Below are 25,891 nucleotides of genomic sequence, written 5' to 3'. Positions count from 1 at the left end.
TGACAAAGTTTATCACTGTGGGCTAGTTAATTGCAGGTTTTATCGAGATAATGTCGTTAAAGAAGCGCAAGCGTATGACAAAGGCATGAATAAGGAGTGAATGGGATTGAAAATACTTTTACCTGACGCTGATATTACTTATATCGAAAATTTTTATGCAAAGGATGATGCGGATAAACTTTATCAACAGTTAACACAAACATTAGCTTGGCGACAGGATGATATTCGAATGTTTGGTAAAACAATGAAAATACCTCGGCTGCAAGCTTGGTATGGTGATAATAACTTACGTTATCGTTATTCAAATATGACCTTAGTCGCCATGCCATGGACAGCGAGTTTATTATCCTTAAAAACAAAGGTTAGTGACTATTGTCAGCACGATTTTAATGCGGTGTTAGCGAATATGTATCGTAACCAACATGATAGCGTTGGTTGGCATAGTGATAATGAGCCTGAGTTAGGCGAAATGCCAGTAATTGCCTCATTGTCTTTTGGTGCAAAGCGTGACTTTCAGTTAAAGCATATTAAAACTCAAGAGAAAAAAAACCTTATTCTTGATTCAGGTAGTTTACTGATCATGCAAGGCGAGACACAAAACTACTGGCAACACTGCTTGCCAAAAAGAGCTCGAACAATAATGCCGCGGATTAACTTAACTTTTCGAAAGATAACGCGCTAAAGTCATTTTTTTAGCCGCAATTAGAAAATAAAAATATTAAAAATAACGCTGTCAGCCGTCTAGATAGATGGCATAATTACTTGCAACGACTAAAATTAAAGATGATCTATAACTCGATCAATCTTAGGGAAAATAATATGACAATAGAAGCTGTTATCGAAGAAAAATTACTGTCTGCTTTCTCACCACTTCACCTCGATGTAATAAATGAAAGTCATCAACATAATGTTGCACCGGGCAGTGAATCGCATTTTAAAGTTATTATCGTTTCGAAAGACTTTGAAGGTGAACGTTTAATTAAACGTCACCGTGCCATTAATGCACTGTTAGCGACAGAGCTCGCAGGTAGTATTCATGCGTTAGCTTTACATACTTACACCGAAAAAGAATGGAAAACTTATTATGCTGAGAATACGCCGCTTTCACCTAAGTGTTTAGGTGGCAGTAAAAAAACAAGCTAATTTATTCACATCCCCCTTAATAAATATTTACTATTTCACTTCAGCCGTTAATTTAATGACTGAAGTGATAAATACGTCAACTTTGCATGATACTCCCTTGATAATATATTGAAAAAATTAACTAAATGCTTGATTATTCATTTATAAAAATCGCTGCGCTTCTTTAATAGCATTATTATCGAATAATAGAATTGCTATGACTTATTGCAGGAAAATAGTTTTATTTGGTTATGTTTTAATAAATATTGCCCTTTATTGTCGGATATTTTTACTGGTCACACCTCATAAAGGGGAAAGCAAGAGTAAACTAGTTGGCAATTTTATATAGAAAGCTTAATTAATGTTAATTAAGTGTTTTAAACTCCAATTGTTGCTTTAAATAGTTGCTACTACGATATGGTTGTTCAATGTTGTTAGTTGTTATCACTTTAAAGTGACGTTAAGAAGGTATAATTATGGTTATTAAGCCAAAAATTCGTGGTTTTATTTGCACTAATGCTCATCCTGCTGGTTGTGCTGCACATGTTAATGAGCAAATCGCTTATGTTAAAAGTCAGCCGCAAGCGCATACTAAACCAAAAAATGTTTTGGTTATCGGCGCTTCGACAGGTTATGGGCTGTCATCTCGAATTACTGCTGCTTTTGGTAATGAAGCTAAAACATTAGGGATTTTCTTTGAAAAGCCACCTACTGAAAAGAAAACAGCCTCAGCTGGTTGGTATAACACCGCAGCTTTTCAAGCTGCTGCAGATGAAGCTGGATTGTGGGCTAAAAATATCAATGGTGATGCGTTTTCTCATGAAATAAAAGCTAAAGCGATTGAAACCATTAAAGCTGAGCTAGGTGAAATTGATCTTATTGTATACAGCTTAGCCTCACCACGTCGTACAGATCCAGATACGGGTGAAGTGTATTCTTCAACACTTAAGCCTATCGGTGAAAGTGTGACCACTAAAAATTTAAATACCTCTAAACGTATTATTGACTCTGTATCAGTGGAAGCGGCATCTGAAGAAGAGATCCAGGGCACTATCGATGTTATGGGTGGCGCTGACTGGGAACTTTGGATTAAAGCCTTAGCGGATGCTGGCGTTTTAGCTAAAGGGTTCAAAACTGTAGCCTACACTTACATTGGTAAAGAATTGACGTGGCCTATTTATGGTCATGCAACTATTGGTCGTGCCAAAGAAGACTTAGATCGAGCTTCAACTGCCATCAAGGCTGCAACCGCCGATATTAAAGGTGAGGCTTATGTGACCTCACTTAATGCTGTGGTAACGCAAGCCAGTTCAGCCATTCCAATTATGCCGCTATATATTTCAGCTATGTTTAAAGTGATGAAAGCCGATGGAACTTACGAAGGCTGTATTGAACAAATTCAAGGCTTATTCAGAGATAATATCTACGGTGAAAACCCAATTATTGATGAAGCAGGGCGTTTACGTCAAAACAATAAAGAGCTTGAAGATAGTGTTCAACAACGTGTGACAGATATCTGGAATACGGTCGATAGCGACACAATTGACGAACTCACCGATTACGTTGGCTACCATCAAGAGTTTTTAAAGTTATTTGGCTTTAGTGTTGCAGGTGTTGATTATGACGCGGACATTAGTCCTGAAGTTTCGATCAATAACTTACTTTAAGACGCGGTTCATATAAAGCCAATATTGTGATAATTAAGGCTCATTATTGAGCATTATTTGACAAATGTTTTTAAAAAAGCCGACAAATTGTCGGCTTTTTTTGATAACCCAAGTACGTTAAATATACTGTTAATTGATTTTATCAGCTTAGTGCGCGAAAAAATTATCGTTAAAACGTTATGATTTTATATGCTAATTAGTGGAAATTTTTTGCAATATAAAGAAGATTTTTCGCTATTATTGCGCGAAATAAAGATTATTCGACTAAATTGTTATTTATTGTCGTGCTATAGATAGAATCAAAATATCGTTTTGTGCTAGAATCGCGCCAGAAATTTTAACTAGAGCCAGTGAACCTTAATTTATCAAAAGTAAATTAAGATTTTACTGAAATACACTGAAATCGATGATTTATGTTAGTTAACTACTTCAATGATTGTAATTTTTTGCAAAGATTAAAGTAGTTAAATAGATAAAAAATTGATTTTGATTACTCCCATCAAAAGTAGTGCAAGTGTTTATGATTACAATAAAAAAAGGTCTGGATGTTCCTGTAGTAGGTGCCCCCCAGCAGGTAATCCATGATGGTCCGTCCATCAAAACTGTTGCAACATTAGGTGAAGAGTTTGTGGGTATGCGCCCAACCATGTTTGTTAAGGTTGGAGATAGCGTTAAAAAAGGTCAGGCACTTTTTGAAGATAAAAAGAATCCTGGCGTTAAATTCACAGCTCAAGCTTCAGGTGTTGTTAAAGAAATTAACCGTGGTGAAAAGCGCGTATTGCAATCGGTGGTCATCGAAGTTGATGGCAACGAGCAAGAAACGTTTACCAGCTATGCTGCCAAAGAACTTAACTCAATTGCTCGTGAAGATGTTGTTGCAAACCTAGTCAACTCAGGTTTGTGGACGGCGTTGCGTACACGTCCATTTAGTAAAATTCCAGCAGTAGAATCTACGCCAATGGCGATATTCGTCAGTGCAATGGATACTAATCCATTAGCTGCTGATCCTGCTGTTATTATTGCTGAGCAAAGCGAAGCCTTTGTAAACGGTTTAACCGTACTTGCTCGCTTAACTGATGGCGAAGTTTTCGTCAGTAAAGCACCAGGAACAGACATTGCCGTAAACTCTTCGGTTAAAGTGACCGAGTTTGCTGGTAAACATCCTGCTGGTTTAGTCGGCACGCATATGCATTTTTTGAAGCCTGTTAGTGCTGATAAAGTTGCTTGGCATGCTGGTTACCAAGATGTTATTGCTATTGGTAAGTTATTTACCTCTGGTGAACTAGACAATTCACGTGTTATAGCTTTAGCTGGCCCTGCCGCTAAAAATCCTCGTTTGATCCGTACAACGCTAGGTGCTAACACGACTGATTTGGTTGCTAATGAAAGTCTTGAAGGTGAGTTACGTGTTGTTTCAGGCTCGTTGTTATTGGGTTCTGTTGCATCAGGTGTACACGGTTATTTAGGTCGTTATCATACGCAAATCTCTCTGATCCTCGAAGGCAGAGAAAAAGAATTTATTGGCTATATGTATCCTGGCCCGAATAAATTCTCGGTAACCCGTGCTTACATGTCACATTTCTTCCCTAAGAAGTTGTTCAACATGACAACAACAACTAATGGTAGTTCACGAGCTATGGTACCAATTGGTAACTTTGAGCGTGTAATGCCGTTAGATATTTTGCCAACAATGTTATTACGCGATTTATGTGCCGGTGATACCGACAGTGCGCAACAACTTGGTGCCTTAGAGCTTGATGAAGAAGATTTAGCATTATGTACGTTTGTTTGCCCTGGCAAAACAGACTACGGCGTAATCCTTCGTGATTGCCTAACCACAATTGAGAAGGAAGGTTAGTCATGGGCTTGAAAAAGTTTTTTGAAGATATCGAACCGCAATTTGAAAAAGGCGGTAAATTTGAAACTTGGTATGCGCTTTACGAAGCGGTAGCTACGGGGTTATTTACCCCAGGCCAAGTTAACAAAGGTCGCACTCACGTGCGTGACAGTATTGATCTTAAACGTATCATGATCACAGTATGGCTAGCGGTTTTTCCTGCTATGTTCTGGGGTATGTACAATATAGGTTTTCAAGCGACAGAAGCATTAGCAGCTGGTTACGCTTTACCTGATACATGGCAAGTAGGTCTTTTTGAAATGTTAGGCGGTAGCTTATCTACTGAATCGGGTTGGTTCAGTATGATGCTTTACGGCGCCACATTCTTTTTACCTATCTATGCAACCGTATTTGTTGTTGGTGGTTTTTGGGAAGTGTTGTTCGCTTCAGTGCGCAAGCATGAAGTTAACGAAGGTTTCTTTGTTAGCTCTATTCTTTTTGCTTTAATCTTGCCTGCAACTATTCCGTTATGGCAAGCAGCTATCGGTATTACCTTTGGTATTGTTATCGCCAAAGAAATATTTGGTGGTACGGGTAAAAACTTCTTGAACCCAGCATTAGCCGGTCGTGCGTTTTTATTCTTTGCTTATCCAGCCGAAATATCAGGCGACACCGTTTGGGTTGCTGCTGATGGTTTTTCTGGTGCAACGGCATTAAGTGCTGCAAACCAAGGCCTAAACGATTACACGATCAGTGCTGATTGGTGGAATGCATTCTGGGGTTATATTCCAGGTTCAGTTGGTGAAGTATCCACAGCAATGATTTTACTTGGTGGTGCTTACATTCTTTACAAAGGCATTGCATCATGGCGTATCGTGTTAGGTGTGTTCGCCGGTATGGTTGTTACAGCTATGTTATTCAATGCAATAGGTAGTGACACGAATAATATGTTCGCTATGCCTTGGTATTGGCACTTAGTTACTGGTGGTTTTGCTTTTGGTATGATGTTTATGGCTACAGACCCTGTGTCAGCGTCATTCACTAATACCGGTAAATACTGGTTTGGTGCATTAGTTGGTGTCATGGTTGTATTAGTTCGTGTTGTTAACCCTGCCTTCCCTGAAGGTATGATGTTAGCTATTTTATTCGCTAACTTGTTTGCACCGCTTTTCGACTACTTTGTTGTTCAAGGCAATATCAAACGGAGGCTTGCTCGCAATGTCTAGTAATAAAGAAACGTTTGGCAAAACAATTGGTTTTGTATTTATTATTTGTTTAGTTTGTGCAGCCTTAGTATCTATCTCTGCTGTTGGCTTAAAACCATTACAAACGGCGAACAAATTGCTTGATAAGCAAACTAAAATTCTTGAAACTGCCGGTCTTTTAGAGCTTGCAGGTAATGATATTGTTGCTACTTATAATCAACGTGTTGATGCGAAAATGATTGATTTAGCAACCGGTAAAGTTGTTGAAGGTGATGTTAATACGTTTGAAGAGCGTGCTGATGCGCGTGATAAAGCTAAAAGTTCAAAGCCTGAAAATGATATCGCCGGCTTAAACCGTCGTGCGGATAAAGCCGTTGTTTATTTTGTTAAAGATGAACAAGGTAAAATAGCAACAATAGTTTTACCTATTGTAGGTTCTGGTCTTTGGGATCTGATGTACGGTTTCGTTGGTTTAGAGTCTGATATGAATACGGTGAAAAGCCTTGTTTACTCAGATCTTAAAGAAACTCCGGGCTTAGGTGCTGAAGTACTTAACCCTAAGTGGAAAGCGCTATGGCCAGGCAAGAAAATGTTCGATGAGCAAAATGATATTGCAATTAAACTTGTAAAAGGTGGTGCTAAAGCCGGTGATATTCACGGTGTAGATGCATTATCTGGTGCAACGTTAACTAGTAATGGTGTTGAGCGTACGTTACATTTTTGGTTAGGCAAAGAAGGCTATGGCCCATTTATTACTAACTACCGTGCTGGAGGACTGAACTAATGTCTACAGATACTAAAAAGGTGCTATTTGGACCTGTTGTTGATAATAACCCTATTGCTTTGCAAGTACTTGGTGTTTGTTCTGCGTTAGCGGTAACAAGTTCTCTACAAAATGCTTTGGTAATGACAATAGCGGTAATGCTAGTAACAGGTTTCTCAAACTTGTTTATTTCATTAATCCGTAACCAAATACCTTCAAGTGTACGTATTATCGTGCAAATGGCGATTATTGCTTCGTTGGTAATTGTGGTTGACCAAGTGCTAAAAGCATTTTCATATCAGTTATCAAAAGAATTATCAGTATTTATTGGACTGATCATTACTAACTGTATCGTAATGGGGCGCGCAGAAGCTTTTGCTATGAAAGAAAAGCCAGGTGTAAGCTTTTTAGACGGTATTGGTAATGGTTTAGGCTACGGTGCTGTTTTAATGGTGGTTGCTTTTTTCCGCGAACTATTTGGTTTTGGCACTTTATTTGGTTTCGAGGTTTTCCCTTTGATACAAAATGACGGTTGGTACCAAGGTAACGGCTTATTAGTTTTACCATTTAGCTCATTCTTCATTATCGGTTTAATCATATGGTCAATTCGCCAATGGAAACCAGAACAAGTTGAGAAGGACTAAGCAATCATGGAACATTATTTAAGTTTATTTGTTAAAACCATATTTATTGAAAATATGGCCTTAACCTTTTTCCTTGGTATGTGTACATTCTTAGCGGTTTCTAAGAAAGTTAGCACAGCGATAGGTTTAGGTGTTGCGGTTGTTGTAGTACTAGGTATTGCGGTACCAGTTAACCAAATTATCTATCAAGCAATATTAGCGCCTGGTGCGTTAGATAGCGTGATGGGTGTTACGAATGCTGCTGATTCTATTGATTTAAGCTTCTTGTCTTTCATCACCTTTATTGGTGTGATTGCCGCATTAGTGCAAATTCTTGAAATGGTATTAGACAAATACTTCCCTGCTTTATATCAAGCATTGGGTATTTTCTTACCGTTGATCACAGTTAACTGTGCCATTTTCGGTGGTGTATCATTCATGGTAGCGAAAAACCTAACGTTGGGCGAAAGTGTTGTTTACGGCATTGGCTCAGGTGTTGGTTGGATGTTAGCCATTGTATTGATGGCAGGTATTCGTGAGAAGATGAAATACTCAGATGTACCTGATGGCCTTAAAGGTTTAGGTATTACGTTTATTACTGCAGGATTGATGGCTTTTGGCTTTTTATCTTTCGGTGGTATTTCACTTTAGGTTAATGTCGGTTTTAGCTTATCGTGGCCTAAATGTTCACGACAACGCTAAAACCCATAAAGAAAATTAAAGGAAAAGTCGATGGAAATAATTATTCTCGGCGTATCGATGTTTACCGCGATAGTACTAGCGTTAGTGATGGTGATTTTATTCGCTAAATCTAAATTAGTTTCTTCAGGTGACGTTACGATCAGTATCAATGGCGATCCAGAAAAAGCAGTGACTACTGCGGCAGGTGGAAAGCTTTTAGGCGCATTGGCTGACCAAGGTATTTTCATACCTTCAGCTTGTGGTGGCGGTGGTACTTGTGGCCAATGTCGCGTAGAAGTACATTCAGGTGGTGGTGATATTTTACCAACTGAATTAGGTCACATTAATAAGCGTGAAGCAAAAGAAGGTTGTCGTTTAGCATGTCAAGTGGCTGTTAAACAAGACATGGATATCGAACTTGAAGATGAAATCTTCGGTGTTCAGCAGTGGGAATGTGAAGTTATCTCTAACGATAACAAAGCTACGTTCATTAAAGAACTTAAGTTACAAATTCCTAATGGCGAGTCTGTACCTTTCCGTGCTGGTGGTTATATTCAAATTGAAGCACCGGCTCATCACGTTAAATACAGCGATTTTGATATTGATGAACAATATCGTGGCGACTGGAATCATTTTGGCTTCTTCGACGTAGAATCAAAAGTTGATACAGACACTTTACGTGCTTATTCAATGGCTAACTACCCTGAAGAAGAAGGTATCATTATGCTTAACGTGCGTATTGCTACTCCACCTCCAGGACGTTTACATTTACCAGCTGGTAAAATGTCATCTTATATCTTTAGCTTGAAGCCAGGCGATAAAGTGACTATTTCAGGTCCATTTGGTGAGTTTTTCGCGAAAGAAACTGATAATGAGATGGTATTTATTGGTGGTGGTGCTGGTATGGCGCCAATGCGTTCACATATCTTTGATCAACTTAAACGCCTTAAATCTAAGCGTAAAATGTCGTTCTGGTATGGTGCTCGTTCAAAACGTGAAATGTTCTATGAAGATGATTACAACGGCCTTGCTGCTGAAAATGACAACTTCGAATGGCATGTTGCCTTATCAGATCCTCAACCAGAAGATAACTGGGACGGTTTAACTGGTTTCATTCACAATGTACTGCATGAGCAATACTTGAAAGATCATGAAGCACCAGAAGACTGTGAATACTACATGTGTGGTCCACCAATGATGAATGCTGCGGTTATTCATATGTTGAAAGACTTAGGTGTAGAAGATGAGAACATCATGTTAGATGACTTCGGCGGCTAATATTTCAATTTAAGCTTGTTTGATGATGCTAGTTCATCGCTGGATGTACTCACCTGTAGTTATAGGTTTTGTGCAACCATCGGTTCTAACATCATTATTCAGCGCTTAAGTATAGAAATATGTTGTTGATCTTATCGAATATTTAAAGGCGACTTCGGTCGCCTTTTTAAGTTTTAAACGCGTCACTGAGTAATCAAAATTATTTACGTTAGCTAAAGCTAATTGCCTCTTTAGAGAAGGTCAGTTGTTTTAGCTAAATTAAATTTTATAAAGGATATTGTTATGCAATATAGAATGAAGCTCGTTTTAGTAACACTTGCAGTATTTGTGCTTAGTGGCTGTTTCCCAAGTAATGATCTCACTCGCCAAGAATATCTCATGCAAGGAAAAACCATGGGCACCACTTATAATATTAAAGTGGTCGGAGAGCATATTGACACAGTTAAATTACAACAAGGTATTGATGACAAGCTTAAACAACTGAATCAAGAAATGTCGACATATATTAAAGATTCAGAATTATCGAGATTTAATCAGTCAACATCACTTGAGCCTATCAGTGTATCAACTGGTTTAGCGCGGGTTGTTAAAGAAGCTATTCGTTTAGGAGCGCTAACCCAGGGAGCTTTAGACGTAACCGTTGGACCCTTAGTTAACTTATGGGGCTTTGGTCCCGAATATCGACCAGAAACAGTGCCTAGTGATGAGTTATTAATCGCTACTAAAGCGCGTGTGGGCTTAGATAAATTAACCTTTGCTAATGGCATGCTAGCAAAAAAAATTCCGGACATTTATGTTGATTTATCTACTATCGCTAAAGGGTATGGTGTTGATTTAGTCGCGGAGTATATTGAAGATAATGGTATTAATAACTATCTAGTTGAAATTGGCGGCGAAATGCGTCTAAAAGGTTTTAAACATACTGGTGAGCTTTGGCATGTAGCGATTGAAAAACCGTTAACTAATGAACGTGCTGTGCATCAAATTATTGTGCCTAAGGATAACGCTGTCGCAACCTCTGGTGATTATCGAATTTATTTTGAAGCCGATGGCCAACGATTTTCGCATATCATAGACCCAAAAACTGGAAAGCCAATTAACCATAAACTGGTCTCTGTTACTGTAATACATCCGTCATCAATGACCGCAGATGGTCTATCTACGGCGATGATGGTGATGGGAGAAGAGAAAGCGCTAGCGTTTGCCGAGGAAAATGATCTTGCTGTTTACATTATAGCGAAGTCAGATCATGGCTTTGTTGAGCAAAGCACGGTAAAATTCATGCAGTACCTCAAGTAGGTTTGCACTTTTATATATCAATTATTCAAAGCTGAGTTTTGCTGGCAAGTTTTGGAAGTAACAAATTGGAAGTAACAAAATAGGTTTGTAATTATTATGGCTATGTTTTTAATCACTTTAGGCTTTTTTCTTGTTATTGTTATGGCAATGGCTGTCGGGTATATTTTTCAAAAGAAAACGTTGGCAGGTAGTTGTGGTGGTTTAGCGAATGTAGGTATCGAAAAATCATGCAATTGTGATAACCCATGTGAAAAGCGTCAAGAACGTGAGCGTGTTGCAGCCATGAAAGTTGGCGATATTAGTGTCAAAAACATTTAATTTTTTGGCACAATTAAGCTGAGTTATAGCTTGATATATTTTGGCTAGCTATTGTGACGCGATATAAAAAAAGGTGAGCTAAGCTCACCTTTGTTGTTTCTGACAGATAACAATATCTATCTACTCATGGCTTGACCCGCTTAAGTTATGCGTTCGATAACCCAATAGCTTGCAACAATGGCAATAGCGATGTTAAGCGCTAATACGAGTTTAGTTTGATACCAACCTTTTGCTCTAAAAGGCAATAAACTAATAAAGGCTAGGGCGATAACGCTCAATTGTCCTAGTTCTACACCTATATTGAATGAAATTAAACTAAGTGCGTACTGACTTGGTGGTAAGCCAACATCAGCTAACACTGAAGCAAAGCCCAAACCATGCAATAAACCAAAAGCAAATATTATCGGCATACGGGTATGACTTGTTTTATTGTTTTTTGCTCGATAAATATTTTCTAATCCAACGTAGACAATTGAAAGGGCAATTAGCGGCTCTACGATATCGCCTGGTAGTGATATTATGCCGTAAATACCTAACGCCAAGGTTATGGTATGCGCCAAGGTAAATGCAGATATTTGCCATATTAGCGTACTGCGTCGTTTAGCGAAGAGAAAAAGTGCTAAAACAAAAAGTATATGATCTAAGCCTTTTGGTAAAATATGAACGAAACCTTGATAGATATAATCACCCGCAAGGGCTAATGCTGTTGTGCTTGGTTGGCTGTTACCGGCTAGTTGCTGATTTACTGTCTTGGTTTGGTAGCTATTACTTAATGCTGCAGCGCTCATTACCTCTTGCTCAGGTCGAACGACCTTGAGTATCACGTTGCCTAACAGTGGTGACAAACGAATATTAACGGCGCTAACATTTTCAGGAATGCTGCCCGTTGCCTGCAATTGTGTTTTGTATTCGGTTGCTGATAATTGTTGAGATAAAATTCGTTTTAAATACTGTAACTCTAAGCCTTTAAAAACAGCGATATTAGTCGCCTTGTTATCAAAGTAGATCTTTGATTGCTGGCTAATAAGTTGTTTAAGTTGTTCAAGAAGTGACTTTTGCTCAGATAAACTCTGTTGATTAAGCCATATCATCACTTTTTCATCATCGCCTGAGATATTTAAATACTGTTTTAATAGATGTATCAAGTCAACGGTAACCGTTAGTTGGTAGTGATCACCATTTGTTAATGATAGCGTTGCTTGATTAATATCATCAGTATGAGCAACGCTAGGGTTTGAAAAAAGTACACCAAGAAATAAAGTGAGCAAAAAATAAAAACATGACAATGTGCGGGTATGCAAAATTAAAACCTTTCTAATAGTAAAGTGATGTTAAACAAGCGCATCTTCCCTAAAATTAAGCGAATTGTCTACTTAGAAGCTGTTTTTATCTTCATTGTTAAGATACTCATAACCTAGTTTCGCTACAATTACTGCTTTTGAATATCACAGTGAGGAGTAACTTTTGCTTTATATTATGATTTATTGCAAAAAGATTTAAAAATATAAGCGACAAGCAGATTGAGAGGATTATAATAGCGCCGATAATTTAGCATCGTTGACTGCTTAGTTGTGAGCAATGATGTTAGATTACGGGCTACCTAAAAGCTCTATGCTTTTCAATGCTGTGAATATCACTGTTTTAGCAAGAGTGAAATACAATAGTCTAATTAACATGTTAACTAACCCTGACTGTACCAATGCAAAAGCAATTTTAATTTGGACTAGCAGTAATAATCAGAGCAATTTATTGCTCATTAGGTACTTATGTTTAAAAAGATACTATTAACCCTGTTATTTTCCTGTCTTTCTTCTACTGCGTGGGCATCAGGTCCAGGTAGTATTGATTTAACCAATTCTATCGTTGGTTTTACCGCACTGATTTTATTTTCAATTGCTTATTTACTTGTTATTGGTGAAGACTTAATTCATTTAAGAAAATCTAAACCTGTACTTGTTGCTGCGGGTATTATTTGGCTGATTATTGGCTGGGTTTATACGCAAAATGGTATTCCCCTTGAAGCCGAAGAAGCCTTTAATCATAACTTGCTGGAATACGCACAGCTCTTATTATTTCTTCTGGTTGCCATGACGTATATCAATGCTATGGAAGAAAGAGGTATCTTTGATGGCTTGCGCTTATGGATGGTGTCTAAGGGCTTAAGCCTTAGGTCATTATTCTGGTTAACCGGCATTTTAGCCTTTGCTATTTCCTCTTTTGCGAATAACCTGACTACCGCAATGTTAATGTGCGCTATTATATTAAAAGTTGCCTCTAAAGATAAAAAATTCATTAACATAGCCTGTATTAATATTGTTGTTGCAGCTAATGCTGGCGGCGTCTTTAGTCCATTTGGTGATATTACCACGTTAATGATTTGGCAATCAGGCTTGGTTAAATTTGAACAATTTATTGTTTTATTTATTCCTTCGTTAGTTAATTTTTTAGTGCCTGCCATTATCATGAGCTTTTTCATTTCCAACGAAAAATCAGTGCCTGATCTTAGCGAAACTTTTGAAATTAAAAGGGGAGCCAAACGTATTGTGGCGCTCTTTATCTTGACCATAGCCACAGCCGTTTTATGTCACAGTTTTGTTAATATGCCACCGGTATTAGGCATGATGATGGGGCTTGGGTATTTAAAATTTTTAGGCTTTTATTTGCGTATGAGCCTGCCGCGATCTTTAGATAAAAAGCGAACGTTAGCCGAGGCTAAAAACGATGAGGAAGAGCTGAAGAAGCTAGGCAATATTATTCCTTTTGATATTTTTGATAAAATTGCGCGTGCAGAGTGGGACACTTTGCTGTTTTTCTACGGAGTTGTGATGTGTGTTGGTGGATTAGGCTTTATGGGATACTTAAGCCTAGTATCAGAAGCGCTATATAGTAATTGGAGCCCAACCTACGCTAATATCGCTGTTGGGGTTTTGTCTGCAATTGTCGATAACATTCCGGTGGTGTTTGCCGTGTTAAGTATGAACCCAGTTATGGACCTACAGCAATGGTTACTTGTAACAATGACAGCTGGTGTTGGTGGTAGCTTACTGTCAATTGGCTCTGCTGCAGGTGTGGCTTTGATGGGACAAACTAAAGGCGTTTATTCTTTTATGGGGCACCTTAAATGGAGTTGGGTAATTGTTTTAGGTTACGCAGCGAGTATAGGCGTACACTTTTTAATTAATGGCTAAATAGCGTCTCACTTGCATTGAGGTTCAAAGGCCGTTTTATATTGACTACTGTTAACTGATTTTACGTTAATGGTAGTCAAGGTCATAAGGTGATAACAAAGTAAATTTTATATCCATTGGTGCCTGTTGATGCCCATTGATGCCATACACTTTAATTATTTTATCTTCTTCAGCTTTGCGCTGCTTATGCTTATTTCTTCTTCCAATTAAATGCTTTTTGATTTACTTGCTAATGTCTGAGTTAGATTGAAGCGCCTAAGCTTAGTTAGTCTCAGTTATCTTTCATTGTGAACAATACTTTATGGCTGATAAGGCAACTACCTTAATTGCTTATCATAGCGTATTGACGAATAGTGATTATATGATAAAGTAGCTGTATTTACATACAGTTACTTTTTGTGGTTAAAATTATCACTATTTATGGGGGATGGTGAATGGTGGGCACTGATCATTCACAAAGAAAAATTATTCATATCGATATGGATTGTTTTTATGCTGCGGTTGAAATGCGTGACAACCCCGAATTACGAGATGTGCCTATTGCTGTTGGAGGCAACGGTCCTCGAAGTGTGCTTTGTACTTGTAACTATAAAGCAAGAGCATTTGGCGTACGTGCGGCTATGCCAAATGCTAGGGCGAAAGCACTTTGTCCTGAGTTAATTATTGTTAATGGTCGCATGTCAGTTTATCAGCAAGTATCACAACAAATTCGAACGATATTTCTTCGTTATACTGAGTTAATTGAGCCATTATCGTTAGATGAAGCCTATTTAGATGTTACCGACTCTCCGATGTGTTTTGGCAGTGCAACCTTGATCGCTGAAAAAATTCGTCAAGACATTTTTAATGAACTTAATTTAACCGCCTCTGCGGGAATTGCCCCTAATAAATTTTTGGCTAAAATTGCCAGCGATGAAAATAAACCTAATGGACAGTGTGTGATTACTCCAGAGCAGGTAAGTGTTTTTGTCGCCAATTTACCTTTGAAAAAAATTCCGGGCATTGGCCCTAAAACCAATGAAAAACTAAAAGCTTTTGGTTTTGAGACTTGTGCGGATGTTAGGGCGAGTTCTGTGGCAAAGTTACAGTTGATTGTTGGTAAGTTTGCTGATGCGTTATATCAACGTTGTTTTGGTATAGATCATCGTGCACTTGAAACTAAACGGCTTAGAAAATCTCTGGCCATAGAAACCACTATGGCTGAAGATGTTGACTCAATTGAGCAGTGCCAAGCGATACTCTTAAGCTTGTTTAACAAACTTAAGCTAAGATTAGAAAAACACAATGATCGTGAAATTAATAAGCAAACGGTAAAAATAAAATTCGCTGACTTTCAACAAACCACCGTAGATATTCAATCTCATGCTTGCCATGAAGAGGTTTTTATTGCGTTACTAACTAAAGCTATGACCCGAGCCAATAACCGCAAAGTTCGCTTGATAGGCTTGTCTTTGGGATTTTCTGAGCAAGATAAGGCAGATAAGCAAAGTCAATTAGCTTTATTTTAGTAAGCTAGGTGGGCTTGGTTGTAATCTCGCACAAATATTATTTAGCTGTTAATTGTATTAGCAGGCTAATTGCACCACACTGATCTTAGTACGGCTCAATGACGTAAGTAAAACCTGAAGGCACTCTAGGTTAAAGAAATTTATCTGTCTAGCTTCGGTCTATTGTCTATATCAATAGCGTTTCAAGGTGGCAGTATTAGGACGCCTTGAAGTTAATTTTTATTGCTACATTATAATAATACAAAATATATCGAGGAAATTATGTTTAAAAAATCTTTAATGACGCTGGTGTTATTCTTGGGCGTTTCAGTAACTGCATCAGTAGCGGCACAAGACATGGCTGACGCTAAAATTACCGTACAACGAGCCTCAGGTGACGTGTATATGCTACAAGGTCCCGGCGGTAATATTGGCGTACTTTCAACTGAAAAGGGCTTGTTATTGGTCGACGATAAGTTTGCACCACTAGCTGAAAAAATTGAAAGTGCAATGAAAGGCATTGAAGATAATGAGCTTAAATACGTGATCAATACCCATTACCATGGGGATCATACGGGTAGTAATAAGTTTTTTTCTCATAAAGCACCTATATTTGCCCATGAAAATGTTCGAAGCCGCTTGAGTAGTAAAGGCGATCATAGTGCTGAAAGCTTACCGGTTGTTACTTACAAAGACGGCATTACCATTTATTTAGACAATGAAGAAGTTCAGCTAACCCATTTACCCGCAGGACATACCGATGGCGATACATACGTGTATTTCAAAAGCGCTAATGTTTTACACACCGGAGACTTATTTTTTGAAGTCGGCTTTCCCTACGTAGACCTAAAAAGTGGTGGTAGTGTTAAAGGATATTTAGCCAGTGTTCAACATATGCTTGCTAACACACCAGATGACGTAGTGATTATTCCTGGTCATGGTAAATTAACGAATAAAAAGAGTCTTGCCGCCTTTGCTGAAATGATCGCTTTTAGCATTGATAGGGTTACATTAGCCCTTACTGAAGGAAAAACTGAACAGCAAATACTTAGCGAAGGTATTGGCGAAAAATATCAGCATTTGTCTTGGGCATTTATCACCGAAGAAAAATGGTTGAAAACGTTAATTTCCGATTTAAAGTAAAAAGGGCTGACTAAAAAATATAGTTAGCGCAGTAAGTTACTTATTCAGGAAGGGCTTTAAGCCCTTTTTTTATAACCAACCTTATGTTATTTAATTTTTAAATGGTCATTTAAACTCGTGCATAACGAGCTTTTCTTATGGCCTTTTTTGGTATTACTGTTGAAAACAGTAAAGTGAATAAAACAAGAGCGCTACTAGTTGGAACTAGCTTTGCTGAATATTTTATGTACGATTAGAATTAAGGTTTTATCAAGGTAGTTTTCAAGACTAACAAGACATTCACTTTTCATCATCAAACTTTTTCATAAAAAAATGTAATAAAAATAAATAACTCGAGACTATGTGTTTGTAGTAGGCATTCAGCCAATTGAAATTAGCTATGTCTCCCAAATAGCATCAGCTGGTTATCAGTACAATAAATAGGAGCTTTACATGACAAACTTAGAAATTATTTTACTCATCAGCGTTGTTTTTTCACTATATATTTTTGGACTTTATATTGATAAGCAATTTAACCTAAATATCATTGACTGGCTTAACGGAAACAGTGAAACACCTTTTGCAAAACAAAAAGAAACACAGTTAACAAGCTCAGAGGAAGAGCAGAAAATAGTAGAGATCACAGCATTAAAAGCTCGAATTGAAGTGCTTGAAAAAATAGTAACCGAGCCAGCATTTGAATTAAATCAAAAAATTAACGCGCTAAAATAGTGCTAGTGTTCAAGCTAGGCTATTTATATGGCCCACTCTTCATCATTTGCTGCTGTAGCGATAAATGAATAATTAACGAGAATTAAAAACTAACGAGAATACAGCTTCATGTTCTAGTTGCGATGTATCCCTGTTGACCTAAATATTTAAAATGGGTGTACTCGTCATGAACTTACTCAAAACTTTTAGTAAACTCGATCTTACTGCTAGTGATCGAACCTCTACTTTCGTAACCCGAAACTTGATAGCCGCAACTTATAAGCATCTGTAACATCGCAGGAAACTTATTCATTGACTTAACGCTAATAGATTTATAGCCGTTTTCAATTGCCCATGTTTCTTGAAGTATCCGTAGTTGGGAAGCTACTTTCATTTTACGATGTTCAGGAGTTACACCTCCTAACCAGCTGTAAAACTGATTGTCAGAAACCTGATATCCCACTTTGAATCCGATTGGCTTCCCATCATACCGAGCTACCAGGATCAAATAGTTTTTACCGTGCAATCTGTTTTTGATGCTATCTGCAGTTATTGGTTCATCAAATTCAGGGATAAAACCACCAACTTCAAGAATGTCAGATATTGCACCCGAACTAAATACATACTTCATGATCTCCACCATTGGGTCATAGAGTTACTGAGGACACCCACCATTTTAAATCAAATGTCCTTAAATGAGCAGGAGAAATTTATTTTCGACGAAAGTAACAACGCTGTTAATACTATTTAATAAGATCGCGCTATTAATTTCACCCCATGCACCTAAAAATGCATTTTTAGGTCACGTTTATACCTATTTTAACGAATATTTTAACGAGGACACCCACTCTAAATACTCTAAATATCTCCAACGAGTAAATACTTAGAGTGGGTGTTCTCGTAACTATTGCTAGTGAGGTTATTATGGTGACTAGATAGATATGGCAATAGATAAGTACTCTTGTGCTTTATACCGCTATGTTTTTGCTACAAGTTTATGTATGAATGTTTATAATTAATAATGACGCCAATTAAAGATATAGCAGGAAGGAACCGTAATGAAAGTGATATTTAACTTTGTACTTATAACAATACTGACATTGATATCTGCCTCTTCTTCAGCCAAAGACCAAGAGACAGACCAACTAGCAGAGGTTATGGCATCACTTAAGTCAGCATACAGTAGGTATGTAAATCAACAACGTAAACCTTTACATATTCCCGCCAAAATAACAGATGAATACCAAGCACTAATAAATTCGTCAGCTACAACAGCTGAGGATAAAACAAAGTTCATCAATAAAGCAAAGCAGAACCTTGCAAACTTTAAAGCAGCTGCAAGCATCGCAACCGAAACAAATGATCTTTATGAACGCTATAATATGCAACTAATGAGACTTGGTTTAAAAATAGAAATGCCAGCCAATATCAAAGCAATAGATAGTACTTACATGAGCATGGTTGAAAGCGATGACTTTACTGGTGCTAATATTCTAGATTTTGAAAAACGTTATCAAGCCGCCTTAAAAGATTTTACTGAAGATGGCTTTGAAGTATTTGATGACCTTAGAGAACTCCAAGGAATTATCTATGTTTCAGGGCGCAACATGGGTCAATTAACCGATGAACAAAAAAACGAGTTTAACGCAGAAGTCGACAAACTTTATGCTAAGTACGATGAAATAGACGCTTTAAAAAAACAACAAAAATGGTTAACTGCTGCGGAAAAAATTCGATATGGAATTAGCTTAGGTAATGCACTGAACAGTAAAATAGAAATCATATTAGCTAAGCAAGAACAAAATAAAGAACAGGAAAGAACAGAATTCATTGAACGATATCAAGCTGTAGAGCTCCAAATAGGTGAGATCAATACTCAACTAAAAAAACTTACCCGTAAAATTGAAGCTAACGTAGAAGAATACAACGAACCTTGCACCAGAGACCTAGTAGAGTATTCATGTGCCAGCAGGTGCCCTGACCTAAAAGAGCGAGATCCTATCTTCGGTCATTATAAAAATGTTCCTAATCGCCAATGTCTATCACGTTGCAACTATTTAGAAGAGCAGGAGCAGATAGAAGCTGATCGCGAAACAGAGTATTGCCTAGACGACAAACGACGCATAAAGAGGAGAACCTTAGCTATCAACGATGAAAAAAATGACTTAATTGACAAGTACAACCGACTAGTTAATGAATTACGATCTATTGAAAATAAATTGCGTTAGGAATAAAGCGTTGAAAACTTACGATGAAACAACTTATCTTGAGGCGATAAAAAGTAAGAGCTCACCCTTGCTGAAATATGCGATGGAAAGTAAGTTTTAGGGTTTGCGGTTTACCTCAGGACGTGTTGCTATATGGCTGATTTACCTAGTTTATATTGTTCTATACTACCAGCTAAAAAACAAATACCAACATAAAACCAAACTGTGCTTGCTATAATTTGCCAAATATCTAAACCTGTTGAAGTAGCAAATGCAGGAATAGCAATTAAACCACGCAAAATGCAAAGTGATGCGATAGTAATTAAGGCTGATTTTAGCAGTGGAACTTTGCGAATTATACCTACTGCTGAAAATGAAAATACAGTACAAGCAAACATTAAACTGGCAACGAATACTGTACTTATTGGTGCTAGCATAGTTCCTTGTTGTGCTGACTCAATAACTTGTTGAGGTGCGCGAGCAAATGCAAACCAACTAGGCCCTCCAAAAATACAAAGTAAATGCCAAATTGCAGACGCAGAGGTTATAACACCAGCACTAATTAATAATCTTGATTCAACACGCATACTCGACTCAAACTCCATTTTGCACTGGCACCAACGTTCTGTTAATAGGTAATATAATAGGTTGGCTAAAATCTGAAGCGCAGCTAAGGAGGCAACCAGTATCTGTCCAGTTGATGCACTTGGTATAGCGTCACTCTATAGCCGAACCACATCCATGACAATTGCTCTGTGCAATACAAAGGACATATATGTCCTTTGTATTTTTAGGGCAACGGTGTAGCAGACCAAGAAATGCGTTGTACTTGTGTACTTCTTTCATTAGTGAGTGTGGTTAAAAGTTTGTTAGGTGTAGCTTTCAGTATTATGCCCATTGAGGCTTGAGGTAAAGCTATTTCTTGTACTTCATTAGTGAGTATATGCATTCTTGCTAAAGACAAAGGGTCACCAAGGCTATAGAAATAATCATCGCGCAAAGCAATTGAACACCAACACTGAGCTAGTGTAATAGTTATTTTCTTGGTAAACGCATTCTGCGTATTTTTGTCTTGTTCATACGTTAAGTTAAATAATTTATTATCATTAATATAAAATATCTCACCTCGCTCATTTTTAAGTAATTTTTGACCACCCTCAAATGTTAGCTGTGTATTTTCTCTTGTGAGCAAATTAAATTGCCATATTTGACTTACTTTATCTTTTATTGTGGAATATATAATAGTTTTATCATTATTCGACCATAAGTAACTACTTACTTTAGCTTGATCTAATTCAGGTATGCTATGTAATACACCTGTTTTTAAATCAATAAATTCAAGTTGATTATTACGACTAAATAATAAGTAGTCTTCATTGTCTGATAAGACTAAAACGTAAATAGCTTGTTGTTCTTTAGTTGAAAAATTACTAATTTGCTTTTCTGTACTGTCATCAGCTTGCCAAATTTGATATTGATTTGTTCTACTAGAGATAAAATAATGTGAGTTTTGCTGTTTTCTAGAGTAAGTAGGGTAATAGTCGTTACTATCAGAACGATGGAGCATAGTTACCTTTTTTTCACCTTTTGAAAATATATTATCAATTTGGGCTACTTGTACTTGCGTGCTAGCAGCCTCAGATGAAAATAGTTGATTGCTATCGAGGAAGCTCATTCGACTTAAATATACTTCTATTGGTAGCTCTATTGAATTCAAAGCTCGATTGTGAATATTAATAAAACTTAATCTTTTTCCTTGTAATACCCCAATATGTTCGCCGTCAGGCAGCCAGGCGATTGTTACACTCGATAATTCTTCGGCTTGCTCATATAGTACGCGTTGCTCACGTGTCGCAATATCCAGTAAATAAAGCTTTGCGGGACTATTTCGTTCATACCAACGGTAAAGTAATTTTTTACCGTTAGGTGAAATAAGCATGTTAGTTACACCATATTGAGCATCACCAGAAGGAACCAACACTGTGCTTTTTTGGGTTTTAATATTATATTGGTATATTTCCTGTCCTAGTTTTTTTTCATCTAATTCAATATAAAACATGGTATTACCATCAATACTTAACTGCGCCATGCTAAGTGCTTGCTTATCACACTCTTTGATAAGCCGTGGTTCTGGAATATTGTTAATATTGCTTAAATTAAACGTTGCGTAGTGGCACTGAGATTTTAAATCAGTAGCTTCGACTAGCAAAATACGACTGTTAGGCTGCCACGACATAGCGCTAATATGCAAATCGTTATAAGTGAGCTTTATTTCTTGTTGGTTACTTAGGCTTTTTATATAACTACTGCTTACGCCATTATTTTTATTGGTATATGCAAAAAGATTTTTATCTGGCGAAACTAAAGGATGTGTTTCAGAGCCTATATTCCATGTTGCGGCGGTAATATTTACATTTTTTGCTTTAACTGGCGTTATTTTTTGTAAAGTTTCAATATCACTCTGATTTGTCTGCGTTGTTATTGCCAATGACGTGTTAGGCTCATCGTTAAGCAACTTAAAGTCGGTAAAAATATTAATGATAAGTAATAATACCAGTAATATTAATAACCATTGATAAGAAGAAAATTTAATAGCAGTTTTTAGTGTTTTGGTTTGAGTTGTATTCGCCGTAATAGCGCTTTCAGTGTGTATTGCTTTAGGCGACTTTTCTTTTATGTAATTACTATTATCTAACCCATCATTTGTTGCGATTTGAGTGACATCCAAATCGTTAGCTAAGTCTTTAGTTACCGCGGTATGAGAGGTGATATTTTCAGCGTCATTAATGACTTTTTTTGGTGTTACTGTGAGAGAGTAGCCTTTACGGTAATGCGTTTTAATTAAAGGGGCTTTATGCTCAGGATGAGTTAACTGCTTTCTAAGTTCTGATATCGCACGATTAATTGCATTATCATCAACAAAACTCTGTTGCCATACATTCACTACTAGCTCTTGGCGAGGAATAATGCGATTAGGCTGACTGATAAAGTAGGTTATTAACTTAAAGCTGAGCGGATCTAACTCTCTTTCAATAACCTTTGAATAGATTACACAGCGAGCAGGTAAAAGTAACCAAGGACCAAGTATATATTGCACGTTTTATTATTAAAAAATAACCAGGAATGAAAATTAACATTTCAATAATAATAACGCAATAAAATTAGATTAATTAATAGGTTAACTCGAAATATTATTGAATTATAAGCTTTTGATAAGGTTTGCTTATATTCTGTTTGTGTTGAGAGTTTTTATTTTGTTGGTTTTTTTATTGTTTATTTTCAGTTGGTTATGTTTTTGTTTTGTAATAAATATAATCCTAATGCTTTGGTAAGCGACTTAGCCAATTCCTTTGTTAAAATAGCGGTTGTTAGCATAATTATAATTAATCGAATTATTCAAGCTAACAAAAAATTAGTAAGTAGTAAGATAAATCGCAATATTATAGTTAGCTTGAACTATTCGAATTTAAAGGGAAAAAAATGAAAAAAACATTCACACTAAGTGCTATTGCGCTTGTTATGATGACAGCGTGTTCTCAAACACCTTCTACACAAAATAATGCAGCAACTACAGTGTTAGCTCCATTAACAAGCCTTGCAGTAAGCCCTAATGATCAACGCGATTATCGTACCGTTAAGTTAAGTAATAACATTGAAGTGATTTTGGTTTCAGATCCTACAACTAAAAAATCAGCAGCAGCATTAAATATTGGTGTTGGCTTATTACAAGATCCTATAGAGCAACAAGGTTTAGCGCATTATCTTGAGCACTTATTATTTTTGGGTACTGAAAAATACCCTGGAACCAGCGAGTATTCTGAGTTTCTTAAAGAGAATGGCGGAACTTTAAATGCCTCAACATGGTTAACTTATACCAACTATATGTTTAAAGTGAATAATAACGCTTTTGATGAAACCCTTGATAGGTTTTCTGACTTTTTCAAATCGCCAAAGCTTTATCCTGAATATACAGACAAAGAACGTAATGCGGTTAATGCTGAGTGGTCTATGCGTGGTGAGTTAGACTTTTTTGCACAATTTAAATTGTCACGTAGCATGATGGGCGAGCATGCAGCTAACCGATTTTTAATTGGTAATTTAGAAACGCTATCTGACAAAGAAAATAGTAACTTACATAAAGAAACTGTCGACTTTTACAATAAATACTATTCATCAAATATTATGAAAGTTTCAATGGTCAGTAACTTACCATTAGACGAAATGGAAGCCTTAGCGACTAAGCACTTTAGTAGTATAATTGATAAAAATATTGAAAAACCAGAAATTAAACAAACACTAGACTTTACTAAAGTAGGCAGTAAAAAAGTTTATTTCAAACCGAATCAAGATATTAAGCAACTAAAATTAGACTTTACCATTGCTAATAATATGAGTCAGTTTACCGTTAAACCTAATCATTTTATTTCATATTTGCTTGGTTCAGATATGCCGGGTACACCAGCACAAATTTTAAAAGCTAAAGGTTGGATAAGTTCATTAAATGCCGGCGCTTCTGCCAATCATTACGGTAATTATGGTGAATTAAGTATTACATTAGATTTAACAGATGATGGCATGGCAAATCGTGATGAAATAGTCGCTATGATTATGCAATACATTGACCTAATAAAAGCGCAAGGTGTTGATGAAAAATACTATAAAGAAATAAAAACAGCTTTAGATAACGAATTCCGCTTTTTAGAAAAAGGTGATGAATTTAACTATGTCGCTAGTTTAGTTAATGGTATGCAAAATTATTCAACTAATTATGCCATTAACGCTCCATATTATTATGGGCAATTCGATGCACAAGCTATTGAAAATGTACTCAGTCAATTAACGCCAGAAACATTACGTATTTGGTATGTGAGTAAAAATGAAAAAGTAACTGAAAAACAACACTTTTATAAAGGTGAATATCGTATTGAAGATATTGGCGCTGATGAAATAGCGAGTTGGAAAAACAAGGTAACTACAGAGCTTTCTTTACCGTTAGTGAATCGCTTATTACCTGAAAATTTCGATATAAAACCACAAAATTCAAATCAACAAAAACCTGAATTAAAAGTTGAGCATAATGGTGTGAAAGTTTGGCATTACCCGAGCCAATTATTTGCAGAACAGCCTAAAGGTATTATCAAAGTTGATATTAATAGCGGTGAAGCCATTGCTAATATAAATACGCAAGTAGCATTAGCTATTTGGCAAGACGTTTATAATTTAAAGCAAAGCTTGTTAATGTCTGAAGCGCAAGCTGCAGGTATTAGTACTAAGGCCTCAGCAGGTAAGGGCATGACATTATTTGTTGATGGTTTTACTGACAAACAAAGTACGTTATTAAATAGTTTATTAACAGATTTGGCGCCAAATATTGATGAGCAAAGTTTCTTACAAGCAAAAGATCGTTATATGCGCGCTATTTCTAACATTCAAAAGCAGTTTGCTGTTCGTCAAATTGGTGGTGCTTTCGCTAAAATTATTAAGAAAGATCAATTTGAAAATAGCGCATTAATTGAAGCGGCTAAGGTCATGACGTTAGCTGATTTTAATAAAGTCGTTGCTCAAGTAACTAAAAACAACCAACCAAGAGTTTTTGCTTTTGGTAATTACAGTCAAAAAGATTTAAAGCAAGTAGCAGTACTTGTTAGTAAGGCTTTAGGCGCGGATAAAAAAACCACAAGTTATGCTAAAGACGTGTATTTGAAACCAAAATCAGGGCAAGTATTAAGCTATCAACAAGATATTGCTGCAGCAGATATTGCTTTACTTGATGTGCATTTTCATGCGAAAGCAGGGTACCGCTCACTTGCGACAGCAAAAGTGTTAGCTAATCACTTTACTTTTGAAGCTTCTAATCAATTACGTACTGAAGAGCAACTTGGTTATGCGGTAGGTGCTACTGATATGGCGATGGATAACTACGCAGGTATTGGACTTTATATACAGTCACCAGTTTTAGGTTTAACGGCAGCACAAGCGCGCTTCGATAGATTTAATGTTGAATATAAAGTATTGCTTGATGCTTTAACGCAAGAGAGCTTTGATAAAATTAAAGATGGCGTTTTAGTGAGTCTTACACAAGCGCCTAAAAATTTATATCAAGAAATTTCACCTATGTTTTCGGATTGGGAGAAAGAGAACTGGAACTATGACTCAAAAGCTAAATTAATTGAGCAAGTAAAAAGCGTTAGTTTAACTGATATTAAAAATTTCTATAAAGCTACATTGGCTAACCCTAATGCTGCACGAGTAAATGTGCAGTTACGTGGCACTAAATATCAAGATAAGCCTTTCGCAACGTTAGCCAATCAAATAGTTATTCAAGATGCTTCAACGGTTGCTAAAAAGGTTGATTATCAAAAATAAAGTTATGATGACCCTGT

General features: G+C 36.9%; 21 protein-coding genes. 17 read left to right on the top strand and 4 right to left on the bottom strand.

The genetic code is table 11. The features are described from left to right. The first annotated feature begins 100 nt into the window (after positions 1-100). The 11 genes from B0169_RS08915 (at position 101) to nqrM (ending at position 10,793) form a co-directional block, all read left to right on the top strand. On the top strand, positions 101-682 hold the full coding sequence (locus B0169_RS08915; RefSeq protein WP_077285626.1) for an alpha-ketoglutarate-dependent dioxygenase AlkB family protein: 582 nt from the start codon (positions 101-103) through the stop codon (positions 680-682). Between the two features lie 137 nt (positions 683-819). Continuing rightward, positions 820-1,143 carry a BolA family protein gene (locus B0169_RS08910; protein WP_077285625.1) on the top strand — a complete coding sequence of 108 codons (324 nt, stop codon included), beginning with the start codon at positions 820-822 and terminating at the stop codon, positions 1,141-1,143. 455 nt (positions 1,144-1,598) lie between these two features. Beyond that, positions 1,599-2,789 carry an enoyl-ACP reductase FabV gene (fabV, locus tag B0169_RS08905; protein ID WP_077285624.1) on the top strand — a complete coding sequence of 397 codons (1,191 nt, stop codon included), beginning with the start codon at positions 1,599-1,601 and terminating at the stop codon, positions 2,787-2,789. Between the two features lie 520 nt (positions 2,790-3,309). Continuing rightward, on the top strand, positions 3,310-4,647 hold the full coding sequence (locus tag B0169_RS08900) for a Na(+)-translocating NADH-quinone reductase subunit A (RefSeq protein WP_077285623.1): 1,338 nt from the start codon (positions 3,310-3,312) through the stop codon (positions 4,645-4,647). Positions 4,648-4,649: 2 nt separating this feature from the next. Then, positions 4,650-5,852, top strand: a complete 1,203-nt coding sequence (locus B0169_RS08895) for an NADH:ubiquinone reductase (Na(+)-transporting) subunit B (RefSeq protein ID WP_077285622.1) — start codon at positions 4,650-4,652, stop codon at positions 5,850-5,852. After that, complete coding sequence (locus B0169_RS08890) at positions 5,845-6,615, top strand: Na(+)-translocating NADH-quinone reductase subunit C (protein WP_077285621.1); 771 nt, start codon at positions 5,845-5,847, stop codon at positions 6,613-6,615. Before B0169_RS08895 ends, B0169_RS08890 begins: the two co-directional genes overlap by 8 nt. Beyond that, a complete protein-coding gene (locus tag B0169_RS08885; RefSeq protein ID WP_077285620.1) occupies positions 6,615-7,238 on the top strand; it encodes an NADH:ubiquinone reductase (Na(+)-transporting) subunit D in 624 nt (207 codons plus the stop codon). The genes B0169_RS08890 and B0169_RS08885 overlap by 1 nt, the downstream gene beginning before the upstream one ends. A 6-nt stretch (positions 7,239-7,244) precedes the next feature. Further along, positions 7,245-7,868, top strand: coding sequence for an NADH:ubiquinone reductase (Na(+)-transporting) subunit E (gene nqrE, locus B0169_RS08880; RefSeq protein WP_077285619.1), 624 nt, complete (start codon positions 7,245-7,247; stop codon positions 7,866-7,868). A gap of 81 nt (positions 7,869-7,949) precedes the next feature. Then, entirely contained in the window at positions 7,950-9,176 is a 1,227-nt protein-coding gene (nqrF, locus tag B0169_RS08875; RefSeq protein ID WP_077285618.1) for an NADH:ubiquinone reductase (Na(+)-transporting) subunit F, read from the top strand. A gap of 282 nt (positions 9,177-9,458) precedes the next feature. After that, a complete protein-coding gene (locus B0169_RS08870) occupies positions 9,459-10,475 on the top strand; it encodes an FAD:protein FMN transferase (RefSeq protein WP_235838529.1) in 1,017 nt (338 codons plus the stop codon). A 96-nt stretch (positions 10,476-10,571) separates the two neighbouring features. After that, positions 10,572-10,793, top strand: a complete 222-nt coding sequence (gene nqrM / locus B0169_RS08865) for a (Na+)-NQR maturation NqrM (protein ID WP_077285617.1) — start codon at positions 10,572-10,574, stop codon at positions 10,791-10,793. 140 nt (positions 10,794-10,933) lie between these two features. On the opposite strand, the gene B0169_RS08860 is transcribed toward nqrM, so the two are convergent. Beyond that, positions 10,934-12,094 carry a HupE/UreJ family protein gene (locus B0169_RS08860; RefSeq protein WP_202971820.1) on the bottom strand — a complete coding sequence of 387 codons (1,161 nt, stop codon included), beginning with the start codon at positions 12,092-12,094 and terminating at the stop codon, positions 10,934-10,936. A 465-nt stretch (positions 12,095-12,559) separates the two neighbouring features. Here B0169_RS08860 and nhaD point away from each other — a divergent pair, with 465 nt between their 5' ends. From nhaD to B0169_RS08840, 4 genes are all read left to right on the top strand, one after another. Continuing rightward, the gene (nhaD, locus tag B0169_RS08855; protein ID WP_077285616.1) at positions 12,560-13,981 is read left to right on the top strand and encodes a sodium:proton antiporter NhaD; all 1,422 of its coding nucleotides are present in this window, start codon (positions 12,560-12,562) and stop codon (positions 13,979-13,981) included. 434 nt (positions 13,982-14,415) lie between these two features. After that, positions 14,416-15,489 carry a DNA polymerase IV gene (dinB, locus tag B0169_RS08850; protein WP_077285615.1) on the top strand — a complete coding sequence of 358 codons (1,074 nt, stop codon included), beginning with the start codon at positions 14,416-14,418 and terminating at the stop codon, positions 15,487-15,489. Between the two features lie 261 nt (positions 15,490-15,750). After that, positions 15,751-16,611, top strand: coding sequence for an MBL fold metallo-hydrolase (locus B0169_RS08845; protein WP_077285614.1), 861 nt, complete (start codon positions 15,751-15,753; stop codon positions 16,609-16,611). Positions 16,612-17,043: 432 nt separating this feature from the next. Further along, a complete protein-coding gene (locus B0169_RS08840; protein ID WP_077285613.1) occupies positions 17,044-17,322 on the top strand; it encodes a hypothetical protein in 279 nt (92 codons plus the stop codon). A 172-nt stretch (positions 17,323-17,494) separates the two neighbouring features. Here the strand turns inward: B0169_RS08840 and B0169_RS08835 are convergent, their stop codons facing one another. Next, positions 17,495-17,932, bottom strand: a complete 438-nt coding sequence (locus tag B0169_RS08835) for a GNAT family N-acetyltransferase (protein ID WP_143323498.1) — start codon at positions 17,930-17,932, stop codon at positions 17,495-17,497. 427 nt (positions 17,933-18,359) lie between these two features. Here B0169_RS08835 and B0169_RS08830 point away from each other — a divergent pair, with 427 nt between their 5' ends. Continuing rightward, positions 18,360-19,529 (top strand): hypothetical protein, encoded by a 1,170-nt coding sequence (locus tag B0169_RS08830; RefSeq protein ID WP_077285611.1) that lies wholly within the window; start codon positions 18,360-18,362, stop codon positions 19,527-19,529. Positions 19,530-19,657: 128 nt separating this feature from the next. Here B0169_RS08830 and B0169_RS08825 read toward each other — a convergent pair whose 3' ends face one another. Together B0169_RS08825 and B0169_RS08820 are read right to left on the bottom strand one after the other, a co-directional pair. Continuing rightward, positions 19,658-20,095, bottom strand: a complete 438-nt coding sequence (locus B0169_RS08825) for a hypothetical protein (RefSeq protein WP_164474799.1) — start codon at positions 20,093-20,095, stop codon at positions 19,658-19,660. A 203-nt stretch (positions 20,096-20,298) separates the two neighbouring features. Next, positions 20,299-22,605: a winged helix-turn-helix domain-containing protein gene (locus tag B0169_RS08820; protein ID WP_077285609.1), complete on the bottom strand. Its 2,307-nt coding sequence runs from the start codon at positions 22,603-22,605 to the stop codon at positions 20,299-20,301. Positions 22,606-22,988: 383 nt separating this feature from the next. Between B0169_RS08820 and B0169_RS08815 the strand changes: the two genes are divergently transcribed. Beyond that, complete coding sequence (locus B0169_RS08815) at positions 22,989-25,874, top strand: insulinase family protein (RefSeq protein WP_077285608.1); 2,886 nt, start codon at positions 22,989-22,991, stop codon at positions 25,872-25,874. The last annotated feature ends 17 nt before the right edge of the window (positions 25,875-25,891 follow it).

Source organism: Cognaticolwellia aestuarii (assembly GCF_002000025.1).
GTDB classification, from domain to species: Bacteria; Pseudomonadota; Gammaproteobacteria; order Enterobacterales; family Alteromonadaceae; genus Cognaticolwellia; species Cognaticolwellia aestuarii.
This window is presented reverse-complemented; position numbering and strand designations above follow the sequence as displayed.

Bases quoted from the DNA above. Each gene is read 5' to 3' on its own strand.
- nqrF (WP_077285618.1), top strand. From the start codon at position 7,950: ATGGAAATAATTATTCTCGGCGTATCGATGTTTACCGCGATAGTACTA.
- B0169_RS08870 (WP_235838529.1), top strand. From the start codon at position 9,459: ATGCAATATAGAATGAAGCTCGTTTTAGTAACACTTGCAGTATTTGTG.
- B0169_RS08890 (WP_077285621.1), top strand. From the start codon at position 5,845: ATGTCTAGTAATAAAGAAACGTTTGGCAAAACAATTGGTTTTGTATTT.
- B0169_RS08835 (WP_143323498.1), bottom strand. From the start codon at position 17,932: ATGAAGTATGTATTTAGTTCGGGTGCAATATCTGACATTCTTGAAGTT.
- B0169_RS08830 (WP_077285611.1), top strand. From the start codon at position 18,360: ATGAAAGTGATATTTAACTTTGTACTTATAACAATACTGACATTGATA.
- B0169_RS08915 (WP_077285626.1), top strand. From the start codon at position 101: ATGGGATTGAAAATACTTTTACCTGACGCTGATATTACTTATATCGAA.
- B0169_RS08825 (WP_164474799.1), bottom strand. From the start codon at position 20,095: ATGCGTGTTGAATCAAGATTATTAATTAGTGCTGGTGTTATAACCTCT.
- nhaD (WP_077285616.1), top strand. From the start codon at position 12,560: ATGTTTAAAAAGATACTATTAACCCTGTTATTTTCCTGTCTTTCTTCT.
- dinB (WP_077285615.1), top strand. From the start codon at position 14,416: ATGGTGGGCACTGATCATTCACAAAGAAAAATTATTCATATCGATATG.
- fabV (WP_077285624.1), top strand. From the start codon at position 1,599: ATGGTTATTAAGCCAAAAATTCGTGGTTTTATTTGCACTAATGCTCAT.
- nqrM (WP_077285617.1), top strand. From the start codon at position 10,572: ATGGCTATGTTTTTAATCACTTTAGGCTTTTTTCTTGTTATTGTTATG.
- B0169_RS08895 (WP_077285622.1), top strand. From the start codon at position 4,650: ATGGGCTTGAAAAAGTTTTTTGAAGATATCGAACCGCAATTTGAAAAA.
- B0169_RS08815 (WP_077285608.1), top strand. From the start codon at position 22,989: ATGAAAAAAACATTCACACTAAGTGCTATTGCGCTTGTTATGATGACA.
- B0169_RS08900 (WP_077285623.1), top strand. From the start codon at position 3,310: ATGATTACAATAAAAAAAGGTCTGGATGTTCCTGTAGTAGGTGCCCCC.
- B0169_RS08845 (WP_077285614.1), top strand. From the start codon at position 15,751: ATGTTTAAAAAATCTTTAATGACGCTGGTGTTATTCTTGGGCGTTTCA.
- B0169_RS08840 (WP_077285613.1), top strand. From the start codon at position 17,044: ATGACAAACTTAGAAATTATTTTACTCATCAGCGTTGTTTTTTCACTA.
- B0169_RS08910 (WP_077285625.1), top strand. From the start codon at position 820: ATGACAATAGAAGCTGTTATCGAAGAAAAATTACTGTCTGCTTTCTCA.
- nqrE (WP_077285619.1), top strand. From the start codon at position 7,245: ATGGAACATTATTTAAGTTTATTTGTTAAAACCATATTTATTGAAAAT.
- B0169_RS08885 (WP_077285620.1), top strand. From the start codon at position 6,615: ATGTCTACAGATACTAAAAAGGTGCTATTTGGACCTGTTGTTGATAAT.